A 13971-nucleotide genomic window follows, 5' to 3' on the forward strand; every position below is an offset into this window, starting at 1 on the left:
TTAGTTCGACGTCCGTACTTAATAGGGGGGTGACGTACGTCCTAGGCATCGACTCCTCCACCCAGAGCACCAAGGCGCTGCTGGTCGACGCCGCCGACGGCACCGTCGTCGACAGCCGCAGCGTGCCCCACCCCGACGGCACCGAGGTCGATCCGCGGGTCTGGCTCGCCGCCGTGGACGCCGCCACCGACGGGCTGCGCGAGCAGGCCGCGGCGATCGCCGTGGGCGGGCAGCAGCACGGCATGGTCGCCCTCGACGAGGCCGGCGAGCCGGTGCGCGACGCGCTGCTGTGGAACGACACCCGCTCCGCGGGCGCCGCCCGCGACCTGGTCGAGGAGTGGGGAGGCCCCCAGGCCTGCGCCGACAGCGTCGGCAGCGTGCTGGTCGCCTCGTTCACCGCCACCAAGCTGCGCTGGCTGCGCGACCACGAGCCCGCGGCCGCGGCGCGCGTCGCGCAGGTGCTGCTGCCCCACGACTACGTCTCCGCCCACCTGTGCGCGCCCGGCACCCCGGTCTTCACCGACCGCGGCGACGCCTCCGGCACCGGCTACCTCGACGCGCGCAGCGGCGAGTGGCGCCGTGACCTGCTCGCCAGCGCGCTCGGTCACGACGCCGCGCTGCCCGAGGTCGTCGCCCCTGGCGCGGTCGCCGGCCGCACCGCCGCCGGCCAGGTGGTCGCCGCCGGCACCGGCGACAACATGGCCGCCGCCCTCGGCCTGGGCCTCGGGCCCGGCGACGTCCTGGTCTCCGTCGGCACCTCGGGTGTCGCCTCCGCCATCAGCACCCGCCCGGTCGCCGACGCGACCGGCACGGTCACCGGCTTCGCCGACGCGCAGGGCGGCTGGCTGCCGATGGTCACCACGATGAACGCCGCCCGCATCCTGGCCCACCAGGCCCGGTGGCTGGGGGTCGACCTCGACGAGCTCTCCGACCTGGCCCTCACGGCCGCCCCCGGCGCCGGCGGGGTGACCCTGTCGCCGTACTACGGCGGCGAGCGCACCCCCGACCGCCCGCAGGCCGTCGGCACCTGGACCGGCCTGAGCGACACCACCACCCGAGCCGACCTGGCCCGCGCCGCGTTCGAGGCCCTGCTCTGCTCGCTGGCCGACGCCGTCGACCGCCTCGTCGCCGAGACCGGCGAGCAGCCGCGCCGGGTGCTGCTGGTCGGCGGCGCCACCCGCAGCCCCGCGCTGCGCGCGCTGGGCCCCGCCGTGCTGGGTCGAGCGCTGACCCTGCCGCCGGCGGGGGAGTACGTCGCCCTGGGCGCCGCCCGCCAGGCCGCCTGGGCCCTGTCGGGGGCGGCGACGCCGCCCGACTGGCCCCTGCACGGCACCGTCGAGCTGCCGCTCGACACCCCCGCCCCGTCCCCAGCCGACGCACCCGACGTGCGCGCGGCCTACGCCACCCTGCGCGACCGCACCGAGTCGTGGTCGTGACCAGCCAACCGAGAGGCACCACCGTGCAGATCCCCACCCCGACCCCCGAGGACAAGTTCTCCTTCGGCCTGTGGACCGTCGGCTACTCCGGCCGCGACCCGTTCGGCGACGCGACCCGGGCACCGATGGACCCCGTGCACGCCCTGGAGCAGCTCGCCGGGCTCGGCGCCTACGGCGTGAACTTCCACGACGACGACCTGATCCCCTTCGGCAGCGACGACGCCACCCGCGACGGCATCATCCAGCGCTGGCGCACCGGCCTGGCCGACACCGGCCTGGTCGTCACCACCGCCACCACCAACCTGTTCACCCACCCGGTGTTCAAGGACGGCGGCTTCACCGCCAACGACCGCGACGTGCGCCGCTTCGCGCTCCGCAAGGTCATGCGCAACATCGACCTCGCCGCTGAGCTCGGCGCGCAGACGTACGTCGCGTGGGGCGGGCGCGAGGGCGCCGAGTCGGGCGCGGCCAAGGACGTGGCGGCCGCCCTGGACCGCTACCAGGAGGCCTTCAACGTGCTCGGCGACTACGTCGTCGAGAAGGGCTACGACCTGCGCTTCGCGATCGAGCCCAAGCCCAACGAGCCCCGTGGCGACATCCTGCTGCCGACGATCGGCCACGCCCTGGCCTTCATCGAGACCCTCGAGCGTCCCGAGCTGGTCGGGGTCAACCCCGAGATCGGCCACGAGGAGATGGCGGGCCTGAACGCCGCCCACGGCTACGCCCAGGCGATGTGGCAGGGCAAGCTCTTCCACATCGACCTGAACGGCCAGCACGGCCCCCGCTTCGACCAGGACCTGCGCTTCGGTGCCGGCAACGTGCGCGGCGCCTTCTGGGTCGTCGACACCCTGCTCGCCGGTGGGTACGACGGTCCTGTGCACTTCGACTACAAGCCCGCGCGCACCGAGGGCGAGGACGGCGTCTGGGCCTCGGCCAAGGGCTGCATGACCAACTACCTCGTGCTGCGCGAGAAGGCCAAGGCGTTCCGCGCCGACCCCGAGGTGCAGGAGGCGCTGGCCGCCGCCCGCGTCGCCGAGCTCAGCACCCCGACGATGGACGAGGGCGAGGGCTGGACCGAGCTGCTCGCCTCGCCCGAGCCCGACGTCGAGGCCCTCGCGGCCAAGGGCATGGCGTTCGAGCACCTCGACCAGCTCGCCCTCGAGCACCTCTACGGCGTGCGCTGAGCGTGACCGACACCGACGGCGCCACCGTCGTCCCTGACGCCCCCCGCACCTCCGGGGCCGTCGGGACGGGGGTGGCGCCGTTCGGCGTCCCCGGCGACCGGGCGACCGGGGAGCGGGGAACCGGCGAGGGGCTGCGCCGGGCCAACACCGCCCTGCTGCTGCGCACCCTGCGCGCCGACGGCCCTGCCAGCCGGGCCGACCTGGCCAAGGCCACCGGGCTCGCCAAGGCCACCGTCGGCTCGATCGTCGCCGCCCTCGAGCAGGCCGGGGCGGTCGCCGAGGACGAGGCGGCCGCGCCGGTCGGGCGTGGCCGCCCTGGCCGACCGGTGCGGCTCACGGGCGCGTCGTACGTCGGTGTGGGCCTCGAGCTCAACGTCGACTACGTCGCGGCCGTCGTGGTCGACCTCGCCGGGGTCGAGCGGCTGCAGGAGACCCGGCCCGCCCACGGCGACGGCCTGGCCGACCTCGTGGCCCTCGCCGCCGACGTCGCCCGTGCCGTCGCCACCGACCACGTCGTCGGCGCCGTGGTGGCCGTGCCGGGGCAGGTGCGCAGCGACGACCGCACGATCGCGTGGGCACCCAACCTGCAGCCCGGCGTGCTGCCGCCGGCCCTCGACCTCGCCGCGGTCGTGGAGGAGGCGCTGGGGCGCCGTACGCCGGTCGCCGTCGGCAACGACGCCAACTGCGCGGTGTACGCCGAGTCGCGCCACGGCGCGGCCGTCGACGTGGGCCACGTCGTCTACGTCACCGGCACCGTCGGCATCGGTGCCGGCATCCTCGCCGACGGGCGCGTCGTGCACGGCTCCGGCGGGTTCGCGGGCGAGGTCGGCCACATGCCCGTCGGCGACCCCGCCGCCCGCTGCGGGTGCGGTCGCCGCGGCTGCTGGGAGGCCTCGGTCGGGCTGCTGGCGATGCTCGAGGCCGTGGGCGGCGAGGAGCTGGACACCCCGCTGCGCACCGCCCAGGCGGTGGCCGAGGCCGCGGCGACCGACCCCGAGGTGCGTGCCGGGCTGGTCACGGTGGGCGAGCACGTCGGCCTGGGGCTGGCGGCGGTGACCTGCCTGCTCGACCCCGACGTGGTGGTGCTGGGCGGCTACTTCAGCGCGCTCGGCGAGCTGGTGCTCGACCCCGCGCGGGCTACCCTCGACGCCCGCCTGCCGGCCAGCGCGCAGCGCCGCCCGGAGCTGCGGACCAGCCTGCTCGGCATCCGCGCCGCCGCGCTGGGCGCGGCCGAGCTGTCGCTCGACGGCGTCTTCGCCGGCACCCGCGACCTCGACGACCCCCGCGGGCGGTGCCTCGCGCCGTAGTCCGGGCGCGTGGCCCGGTCGTCGGCGCGGGTGCGGAGCCGCCTCCCGGCGACCGACGTCCAGGGAGTGAGGCGGAAACCGGCACTGGGCGGCCGAAATTTCAGCCACCCAGTGCCGGTTTCCCCGGCCGGCCGGGGAAACTGCCCACCCCGGCCCCTCAGGCGGAGGCGGGGGAGCGCTGCAGCCCGCGCGGGTCGAGGCCCGTGCCGACGTCGAACAACGCGGTGGACAGGCCCGCGACGGGGTCCTGGAAGAGCGGCTCGAGCGCGGCCTCGGCAGCGCCCATCAGCACGGAGTCGGCGCCGAGGCCGGGCGCGGTCAGCGTCACCGACTCCAGCGGGGCCGGCAGCGCGCGGTCGGCGAGGCCGGCGTCGACGGCGTCGCCCACGAGCGCGTAGAGCGGGCGGAAGTACCCGCCGAGCACGACGACCTGCGGGTTGAAGGCGTTGACCACGCTGGCCAGCCCGTGGCCGAGGTGGACGCCGGTGCGCCGCAGCGCCTCGGTCGGCTCGGCGTAGCCGTCGAGCACGGAGTGCAGCTCGGCCACCCGGTCGGCCGTCAGGCCGATGGCGGCGGCGATCGCGTGGGCTCCGACCTCGGTCTCCCAGCAGCCGCGGTTGCCGCAGTGGCAGGGGGCGCCGTCGGGGTCGTAGCGCAGGTGGCCGACCTCGCCGGCGTACCCGCCCGCGCCCTCGAGGCGACGTCCGCCGGTGATCACCCCGGCACCGACGCCGACGTTGCCCGAGACGTAGATCAGGTCGTCGACGCCGCGTCCCGCACCGCGGTGGTGCTCGGCCAGGGCGCCGAGGTCGGCGTCGTTGGCCACCGACACCGGCACGTCGACGCCGAGCGCCGCGAGCACGATCGGGCCGAACGACACGTCGTGCCAGCCCAGGTTGGGCGCGAGGCGCACGAGGCCGTCGCTGCGGCGCACGAGGCCCGGGACGCTTACGCCGATGCCGACCAGCGCCGATCCGGTGGGGGCGTTCGCCACCACCCGCCGGGCGAGGGAGGCGACACCCGAGCCGACCTGCCAGGCCTCGCCGCCGCCCAGGATCGGGGCCTCGGCGCGCTCCTGGACGACCCCGCCCAGCCCGACCCGGGCCACGACCATCCGGTCGACGCCCAGGTCGACGGCGATGACGAACGGGCCCTCGGCGGCCGGGGCGACCCCCGCGGAGGGCCGGCCGGCGCCGGTGCGCCGGCCGGGGGCCAGGGTGCGCTCGGTGACCCCGAGCGCCTCCAGCTCGGCGACCAGTCCCGCGATGGTGCTGCGGTTGAGCCCCATGCGGGTGGTCAGGTCGGCCCGGGAGATGGCGCCGGCGCGGTGGACGTGGCGCAGCAGGGTGCCGAGGTTGTGGCGACGGACGGCCTCCTGGTTGGTGCCGGTCCCGACGCGTCGATCCGGCGCCACCGGGTCCTCAGACGCCCGAGGCCGAGCGGCGACGCCGCGAGATGGCGTCGACGCTGGCGGCGAGGAGCAGCACACCGCCGGTCACCAGGTAGTTGATGTAGCTGGCCTGGTTGAGCAGGCCCAGGCCGTTGGCGATGGTCGCGATCACGACGCCACCGAGGACGGCGTCGAGGGCGCGCCCGCGGCCGCCGAAGAGGCTGGTGCCGCCGATGACGGCCGCGCCCACGGCGTACAGCAGGACGTTGCCGCCACCGGAGGCCGTGGAGACCTTGCCGGTGTAGGACGACTGCACGATGCCGCTGACCGCGGCCATGCTCGAGGCGATCACGAAGGCCGAGACGCGCATGCGGGTGACGTTGATGCCGGCGCGGCGCGCGGCCTCGGCGTTGCCGCCGACGGCGTAGAGGTGGCGACCGAAGGTGGTGCGGGTCAGCACGAACGTCCACAGGATCAGCAGGGCCACGACGACGGGCAGCACGTAGGGGATGCCGGCGATCGGGAAGTTCGGGTTCAGGCTGCGGTTGGCGTTGAGCAGGGCGGTCAGGCCGAGGACGACGACCGCGAACACGACGACCTTGGCGGCCACGATGCTGACGGGGCTGTGCTGCAGGCCGTTGGCGACCTTCTTGCGGTAGGACAGCAGGCTGCCGGCGGCGAAGGCCACGGCGAGCACGACGGCGGCGATCCAGCCGACGGTGACCGGGACGTTGTCGATGGTCAGGCCGCGGATGACGGGGTCGGCGACGCGGATCGAGCCGCCCTCGCCGATCAGCTTGAGGATGACGCCCTGCAGGCCGAGGAAGAACGCCAGGGTCACCACGAACGACGGGATGCCGAGCCGGGCGACCAGCTCGCCGATGACCAGGCCCATGAAGGCGCCGACCACCAGCGCGCCGAGCACGGCGACGTACCAGGGCAGGCCCTGCTCCACGATGAGCATCGCGGCCACCGTGGCGGAGACGCCGCCGGCCACGCCGGCCGACAGGTCGATCTCGCCGATGAGCAGCACGAAGACCAGGCCCATGGCGAGCAGGCAGATCGGGCCCGCCTGCACGACCAGGTTGGCCATGTTGAGCAGCGAGAAGAAGCGGTCGTTGGCCAGGCCGAAGATGATCAGCAGGACGACCAGGCCGGCGATGGCGGGCAGCGAGCCCATGTCGCCGCCGCGCAGCCGGTCGCGGTAGTCGCGCACGGCGTCGCCGAAGGTCGAGCTCGAGCGGGAGTCGGCCGCGAAGTCGCCTTCGGCGACCTGGGAGGTGGGTGTCGTGGTCATCGTGGTTCCTCGGCTCGAGCGGGTGGGTGGCAGTCGGGGTGCGTCGTCGTCAGACGGTCGCGGTGGCGGGGTCGCTGGCGATGCCGAGGCTGCCGCTGCGGCCGGCGGTGATCAGCTCGACGACCTGGCTGTGGTTGACCTCGGTGGTCGGCACGTCGGCGGCGACCCGACCGAGGTAGAGGGCCGTGATGCGGTCGGCGACCTCGAAGACGTCGGTCATGTTGTGGGAGATGAGCACCACGCCGAGGCCGCGGTCGGCCAGGCGGCGCACCAGGTCGAGGACCTGGCGGGTCTGGGCGACGCCGAGGGCCGCGGTGGGCTCGTCGAGCAGCACGATCTTGGAGTTCCACAGCACGGCCTTGGCGATGGCCACGGTCTGGCGCTGGCCGCCGGAGAGGCTGGACACGCTCTGGCGCACCGACTTCACGGTGCGCACCGACAGCGACGCCAGGGTCTCGCGGGCGCGCGACTCCATCGTGGTCTCGTCGAGCACGATGCCCTTGCGGGCCTCGCGGCCCAGGAACATGTTCTCGACGATGTCGAGGTTGTCGCACAGCGCGAGGTCCTGGTAGACGATCTCGACGCCCAGGTCGGCCACGTCGCGCGGGCCGTGGACGGAGACCTGCTTGCCGTCGAAGAGGTAGTCACCGGTGTCGCGGCCGTAGATGCCGGCGATGATCTTGACCAGGGTCGACTTGCCGGCGCCGTTGTCGCCGACGAGGGCGGTCACCTGGCCGGGGTAGACGGCGAAGTCGACGTCGTGGAGCACGTGCGCCACGCCGAAGCTCTTGTTGACTCCGCGCAGCTCGAGCAGGGGTGAGGGCATCGGAGGGCCTCCGGTCGTGGGTTCGGGTGGTCTGTCGGACGGGTGCTTCCGGCTGGTGCCGGGTGGTGCCGGACGTGCTGGTGGCCGGGGAGGCCGCGGGGTGGCCGCGACCTCCCCGGAGCCGGGGGCCCCGCCGCGGTGGCGCCCGGTGGGGCGCGACGGCGGCGGGGCGGTGGTCGACCGGAGCGGTCGACCGGGGGTGGATCAGGAGATGCCGGCGTCCTCGCAGGCCTTGGCGAACTCGCCCGCGCAGATGTCCTCGGCGGTCTGGCCGCCGTCGTCGATGACGTCCTGGACGTTCTCGGCGGTGATCGAGACCGGGTCGAGCAGGACCGAGGGGACCTCGCGGTCGCCGTCGACGTCCTCGGTGGTGCCGTTGGTCTCGGCCTCCTCGCCGCTGGCCAGGGCGATCGCGGTCTCGGCCAGGGCGGCCGCCTCGTCGTTGGCCGACTTGTAGACCGTCATGCACTGGGTGCCGGTGAGGATGTTCTGCAGGCCCTCGACGGTGGCGTCCTGGCCGGTGACCGGGACCTCGCCGGCGACGCCGTTCTTCTCGAGGATGGAGATGGCGGAGCCGCCGAGACCGTCGTTGGCGGCGTACACGCCCTGCACGTCGCCGTCGGCCTGGGTGTAGAGCTGCTCGAAGATGGTGACGGCCTGGTCGTTGTCCCAGTCGGGGACGGCCTGCTCACCGGCGTTGGTGTAGCTGCTGACCTCGTCGAGCACGCTGTGGGCGCCCTCGGAGAACAGCGTCGCGTTGTTGTCGGTGGGCGAGCCGTTGAGGTAGATGATGTTGGCGTCCTTCTCACCGAGGCAGTCGGCCAGGCCCTGGCCCTGCAGCTCGCCGACCTTCGTGTTGTCGAACGACACGTAGTAGTCGGCCGAGCCGCCGAGGGTGAGGCGGTCGTAGTCGATGGTCTTGACGCCCTGGGTGGCGGCCTTCTCCTGGATGGCCGCGCCCGAGTCGGAGTCGAGGTTGACGATCGCGAGGACGGTCACGCCGTCGGCGATCATGCCGTCGGCGATCTGCGCCATCGTGTCGGCGCTGCCCTCGGCGTTCTGGATGTCGAACTCGACGCCGGCGTCCTCGAAAGCGGACGTGAGCGCGGGACGGTCGGCGCTCTCCCAGCGGACCGACGACTTCGTGTCGGGGAGGATGACGCCGATCTTGCCGGCCGCCTCGCTGCCGCCGCTCTCGCTGCCGGTGGAGCTCGAGCTGTCGTCGGACCCACACCCGGTGAGTGCGATCGACAGACCCACGACACCCGCCACTGCCAAACCCTGAATTCGCTTCACGCGATCCGCCTCCTCGCGGTGAACAGCGGCGACCCACCATGGGCCCTCGCCTGTTTGTTGTTCGCCACAACATAAGGAGTGACTGCAGTCACGTCCATAGCCCAGCCGGACTATGTGTCCAACTTGTTACCGACTGGTTCCGGCGCCCTGCGGTGCCGGGACGCCCCGACGGGGCGCGTCGGCGGTCGGTGGACCGGGTCAGATGGAGGGCGGGGTGAATGTTGTGGCGGACAACGTTCAGCCGGTGCGGGCCCGTCGGCGCAGCGGTCAGTCGCGCTCGTCGCCCTCCAGCCGCAGCCGCGGCAGCGCGTCGGGGTCGTGCTCGCGCAACCAGGCCACGAGCCCCTCGCGCACGTGGCAGCGCAGGTCGAACAGCGTGCCGGCGTCCACCGCGGTGACCAGCACCCGCACCCGCACGTAGCCCTGCACGGCGTCGGTGACCTGCACCAGTGCCGTGCGCCCGTCCCAGAGGTCGCCGCCGGCGTCGAGGATCGCCGGGAGGGCGGTGCGCATGCGGGCGGTGTCGACGCGCCAGTCGAGGTCGAGCTCGACCGCGCCGAGCAGCTCGGAGGTGTGCCGCGTCCAGTTCTGGAAGGGCGTGGTGGTGAAGTACGTCGACGGCACCACCATCCGCCGGTCGTCCCACAGCCGCACGACGACATAGCTGAGCGTGATCTCCTCGATCCAGCCCCACTCCTCCTCGACGATCACCACGTCGTCGATGCGGATGGCGTCGCTGAACGCCAGCTGCACGCCGGCGAAGACGTTGGCCAGCGTCGACTGCGCCGCCAGGGCGGCCACCACGGAGATCAGGCCCGCCGAGGCCAGCACGCTCGCCCCCACCGTGCGCACCCCCGGGAACCCCATCAGGATCGCGCCCAGCGCGAGCAGCACCATCAGGGCGACGGTGAGCCGACGCAGGATCAGCACCTGGGTGCGCACCCGCCGGGCGGCCCGGTTGTCGCGCACGTCGGTGCGGGCCCGCCCCAGGCCGAGGTCCTGCAGGAACAGCAGCACGACGGTGATCAGCCAGGCGGCCGCGATGATCCACAGCGACCGGCCGGCCAGCACCGCGACCTGCCACCACGTCTCGTCGTCGCCGCGCCGACGCACACCGACGACCCAGCCGTTGAGCGCCACCACCAGCACCAGCACGCGGTAGGGCACCCGCGCCTGCCGGAACAGCCGCTCGCCGGGCGCCCACCGGCGCACGACGAGCCGCGCCAGCAGGTGGGTGACGACGATGACGAGCAGGGCGCCCAGCAGGGCCGACCCGCCGGCGACCAGGGCGGTGCTCCACGAAACGCGCATGCGTCATCGTGGCAAGCCACCACCCGTCGGCGCGCGCCGACCCCGTGCGGACCCGGTGCCGACCCCGTGCCGACCCCGTGCCGGACCCTCCGGGGGCAGGGTCAGCGAGCGCCGTACAGGGTGGTGCGCTCGCGCACGGGCCGGTCGATGCCGGCGCCGATGTCGACGAGCTCGGCCACCGTCTTGGCCGAGCCGTGCTCGGAGCCGGCCATGCGGCTGATGGTCTCCTCCATCAGGGTGCCGCCGAGGTCGTCGGCGCCGGCGAGGAGCATCGCGCGGGTGCCGTCGACGCCGAGCTTCACCCACGAGGTCTGCACGTGGTCGATGCGCCCGTGCAGCAGGATGCGCGCCATCGCGTGCACGGCCAGGTTGTCGCGCAGGGTGGGCCCGGGGCGGGCGACGCCGGCGAGGTAGATGGGCGCCGAGGTGTGCACGAACGGCAGCGGCACGAACTCGGTGAAGCCGGCCCCGCCGTGCTCGCGAGCGGTGTCCTGCACGCGGGAGAGCACCCGCAGGTGGGCCACCCAGTGTCGCGGGTCGTCGACGTGGCCGTACATCATCGTCGAGGTGGTCGGGATGCCCACGCGGTGGGCGGTGGACACCACGTCGATCCAGGTGGCGGTCGGCAGCTTGCCCTTCGTGAGCACCCACCGCACGTCGTCGTCGAGGATCTCCGCGGCCGTGCCGGGCAGCGAGCCCAGCCCCGACTCGCGGGCGCGCAGCAGGAAGTCCTCGAACGACAGGCCGGTGCGGGCCGCGCCGTTGACGACCTCCATCGGGGAGAAGGCGTGCACGTGCATGTCGGGCACCCGCGCACGGACGGCGGCGGCGAGGTCGAAGTACGCCGTGGCCGGCAGCTCGGGGTCGATGCCGCCCTGCATGCAGACCTCGGTGGCCCCGAGCTCCCAGGCCTCCTCGGCGCGGTCGGCGACCTGGTCGAGCGAGAGCGAGAACGCGTCGGCGTCGGTGCGGCGCTGGGCGAAGGCGCAGAAGCGGCAGCCGACGTAGCAGACGTTGGTGAAGTTGATGTTGCGGTTGACCACGTAGGTGACGTCGTCGCCGACGACCTCGCGACGCAGGTCGTCGGCCAGCCGGGTGACCTGGTCGAGCAGGGCGCCCTCCGCGGTCATCAGGGTCAGCGCGTGGGCGTCGGAGAGGCCGCCGGGGTCGGCCTCGGCCGCGGCCAGGGCCTCGCGACCCGCGGCGAGGTTGACGCGGGGGCCGGGCACGGCGGTGGGCGTCGAGGTGGACGCCGCGGCCTCGCGCACCGACTCCCAGTCGCCGTAGACCCCGGCGAAGTCGGAGCGTCGGTCGTCGGTGCGGCCCTCCGAGTCGACGGCGGTGTGCAGGTCGGTGCGGCCGGTGGCGGTGGTCAGCGCGGCCCCGCCGTCGGGCTCCTGCCAGGGCAGCCCCACGGCGCGTGCGCCGGGGCGCGCCAGGCCGTCGTCGTCGGCCAGTGCGGCGACGTGACCGGCCACCCGCGGGTCGAGCCACGCGCTGCCGTCGTGGAGCGCGGCGCGCACGTGCTCGGGATGGACGGTCAGCCGGGCCCGCAGCTGCAGGCCGGCGGCCGCGGTGAGCTCGCGCAGCCGCTCGAGGGTGGGCCAGGGCCGCTCGGGGTTGACGTGGTCGGGCGTCAGCGGCGACACGCCACCCCAGTCGTCGACGCCGGCGTCGAGCAGCGCCCGGCACTCGCCCGAGCCGGCCTCGGTGTCGACCAGGTTGGGCGGGGCCTGCACCCGCGCCCGGGGACCCAGCACGACCCGAGTGACCGCGATCGCCGCGCGGTGCTCGTCGAGGCCGAGGTCGTCGGTGTGGCGCATCGCGGTGTCGGGCTTGGCGCGGAAGTTCTGCACGATCACCTCCTGCAGGTGGCCGTAGGCCTTGGCCACCCGGCGCAGCGCGAACACCGTCTCGGCCCGCTCGCGGCGCGTCTCGCCGATGCCGACCAGCAGCCCCGTGGTGAACGGCACCGAGAGCCGACCGGCGTCCTCCAGCACGCGCAGCCGCACGTCGGGGTCCTTGTCGGGCGAGCCGAAGTGGGCCTCGCCGCGGGTCTCGAACAGCCGCCGGGAGGTGGTCTCCAGCATCATCCCCATCGAGGGGGCCACCGGCTTGAGCCGGTTCATCTCCTCCCAGGTCATCACGCCGGGGTTGAGGTGGGGCAGCAGTCCGGTCTCCTCCAGCACCCGCACGGCCATCGCCCGCACGTAGGCGAGCGTGGAGTCGTAGCCCTGCTCGTCGAGCCACCGGCGCGCCTGCGGCCAGCGCTCCTCGGGGCGGTCGCCGAGGGTGAACAGCGCCTCGAGGCAGCCCGCCTCGGCGCCGGCACGGGCGAGGTCGAGGATCTCGTCGGGGGAGAGGTACATCGCGTGGCCGGCGCGCTCGAGGCCGCTCGGGGAGTCGACGAAGGTGCAGTAGTGGCACCGGTCGCGGCACAACCGCGTGACCGGCACGAACACCTTGGGGGAGTAGGTGACCACCCCGGGGCGTCCGGCCGCCACGAGCCCGGCGTCGCGCACCCGGCCCGCGACGGCCGTGAGCCGGTCGAGGTCGTCGCCGGTGGCGCCGAGCAGCACGGTGGCCTCGTCGACGTCGATCGCGGCTCCGCGCTCGACGCGGGCGAGCGCGCGACGCAGCTGCTGCGGGGTCGGGGAGGGCTCGAGAGGTCGCGGCGGGGGCAGGTCTGGCATCGCCGTCAGGCTATCCCCGGCGCACCCCACTGCCCCGGCCCGCCCCGCCCCGGTCCGCCCCGGTCCGCCCGTCGGCGCCGGCCCCGGCGTCCTAGGAGATCCACTCCTTGACCTGGGCGATGGTCGCGGCGGGGTCGGCGGAGGCCGGCACGACCGACAGGTTGGTGACCCCGGCCTCGCGGAAGGCCTCGATGCGCTCCTTGACGTACGACGCCGGGCCGACCAGGTTGCCGGCCTCGAGCCACTCGGTCGGCACCAGCGCCTCGGCCTCCTTCTTCTTGCCCTGCAGGTAGAGGTCCTGGATCTGCGCGGCCTCGGCCTCGTAGCCGTACTGGCAGGCCAGCTCGTTGTAGAAGTTCTTGCCGCGCGCGCCCATGCCGCCCACGTAGAGGGCGTAGGTCGGCCGCATCAGGTCGAGCATGCCGCCCACGTCGTCGCCTATCGCCACCATGCCGCCGGCGGAGACCTCGAGCGGCGCCAGGTCGGGGGACCGCTTGGCCGCACCGGCCGCCAGCGGCTCGCCCCACACCTCCTGGGCCTTCTCGGGCAGGAACAGGAACGGCAGCCACCCGTCGGCGACCTCGGCGGTCATCCGCACGTTGGCGGCGCCCAGCGCGGCCACCCACAGCGGCACCGACGGGCGCTCGGGCTTGACCAGCAGCTTCAGCGGCTTGCCCAGGCCCAGGCCCTGGTCGGCGGGCAGCGGGAGCGTGAACACCTTGCCGTCGTGCACCAGCGGCTCGCGGCGCAGGCCCATCCGCAGGATCTCGATCATCTCGCGGGTGCGGCCCAGCGGCTTGTCGTAGGCCATGCCGTGGAAGCCCTCGACCACCTGCGGCCCGGAGGCACCGAGACCGATCACCGCACGGCCGCCGGAGACGTTGTCGAGGCCCGCCGCGGTCTGCAGCATGGCGCCCGGCGTGCGGGAGTAGACGTTGAGGATGCCGGCACCGATCTCCACGGTCTCGGTGCGTGCGGCGAGGTAGCCCATCAGGGTCGGGGCGTCGAAGCCGTAGGGCTCGGCCACCCACACCATGTCGAGCCCGGCCCGCTCCAGCGCGACGACCTGGTCGGCGGCCTCGCGCGGGTTGCCGGAGTAGGTGAGGGGCATCGACAGCTTCATGGCGCTCCTGGGCGGTGGGGACGGCGGACGGGGTCGGCCGGCTGGTCGACCGCCGTCGCGACCCTAGCGTGACAGCGCCGCTGTGAGCATCGGTCGCGACGGCTCACG

At 74.1% G+C, this 13971-nt stretch carries 10 protein-coding genes; 3 read left to right on the plus strand and 7 right to left on the minus strand.

Annotated elements, in window-relative coordinates; translation table 11 throughout:
* Window positions 1–29: 29 nt before the first annotated feature.
* Genes xylB through AC4OR8_RS08965 form a run of 3 tightly spaced genes read left to right on the plus strand, consistent with a single transcriptional unit; the run spans window position 30 to window position 3927 of the window.
* Window positions 30–1436: a xylulokinase gene (xylB, locus tag AC4OR8_RS08955; protein WP_492165185.1), complete on the plus strand. Its 1407-nt coding sequence runs from the start codon at window positions 30–32 to the stop codon at window positions 1434–1436.
* Between the two features lie 23 nt (window positions 1437–1459).
* Window positions 1460–2620: a xylose isomerase gene (xylA, locus tag AC4OR8_RS08960; RefSeq protein ID WP_492165186.1), complete on the plus strand. Its 1161-nt coding sequence runs from the start codon at window positions 1460–1462 to the stop codon at window positions 2618–2620.
* 2 nt (window positions 2621–2622) lie between these two features.
* The gene (locus AC4OR8_RS08965; RefSeq protein ID WP_492165187.1) at window positions 2623–3927 is read left to right on the plus strand and encodes an ROK family transcriptional regulator; all 1305 of its coding nucleotides are present in this window, start codon (window positions 2623–2625) and stop codon (window positions 3925–3927) included.
* Window positions 3928–4084: 157 nt separating this feature from the next.
* Here AC4OR8_RS08965 and AC4OR8_RS08970 read toward each other — a convergent pair whose 3' ends face one another.
* From AC4OR8_RS08970 to AC4OR8_RS09000, 7 genes are all read right to left on the minus strand, one after another.
* Window positions 4085–5341, minus strand: a complete 1257-nt coding sequence (locus AC4OR8_RS08970; RefSeq protein WP_492165188.1) for an ROK family transcriptional regulator — start codon at window positions 5339–5341, stop codon at window positions 4085–4087.
* Between the two features lie 7 nt (window positions 5342–5348).
* Window positions 5349–6614: a sugar ABC transporter permease gene (locus AC4OR8_RS08975; protein ID WP_492165189.1), complete on the minus strand. Its 1266-nt coding sequence runs from the start codon at window positions 6612–6614 to the stop codon at window positions 5349–5351.
* A 49-nt stretch (window positions 6615–6663) separates the two neighbouring features.
* Window positions 6664–7440 (minus strand): ATP-binding cassette domain-containing protein, encoded by a 777-nt coding sequence (locus AC4OR8_RS08980; protein ID WP_492165190.1) that lies wholly within the window; start codon window positions 7438–7440, stop codon window positions 6664–6666.
* Window positions 7441–7644: 204 nt separating this feature from the next.
* Window positions 7645–8700: a sugar ABC transporter substrate-binding protein gene (locus AC4OR8_RS08985; RefSeq protein WP_492165191.1), complete on the minus strand. Its 1056-nt coding sequence runs from the start codon at window positions 8698–8700 to the stop codon at window positions 7645–7647.
* A 303-nt stretch (window positions 8701–9003) separates the two neighbouring features.
* Window positions 9004–10047, minus strand: a complete 1044-nt coding sequence (locus AC4OR8_RS08990; RefSeq protein WP_492165192.1) for a mechanosensitive ion channel family protein — start codon at window positions 10045–10047, stop codon at window positions 9004–9006.
* A 101-nt stretch (window positions 10048–10148) separates the two neighbouring features.
* Window positions 10149–12740 (minus strand): bifunctional FO biosynthesis protein CofGH, encoded by a 2592-nt coding sequence (locus tag AC4OR8_RS08995; RefSeq protein ID WP_492165193.1) that lies wholly within the window; start codon window positions 12738–12740, stop codon window positions 10149–10151.
* 91 nt (window positions 12741–12831) lie between these two features.
* Window positions 12832–13863, minus strand: coding sequence for an LLM class F420-dependent oxidoreductase (locus AC4OR8_RS09000; protein WP_492165194.1), 1032 nt, complete (start codon window positions 13861–13863; stop codon window positions 12832–12834).
* Window positions 13864–13971: the final 108 nt, after the last annotated feature.

The sequence above is a fragment of the Nocardioides sp. FY1077 genome (assembly GCF_058681775.1).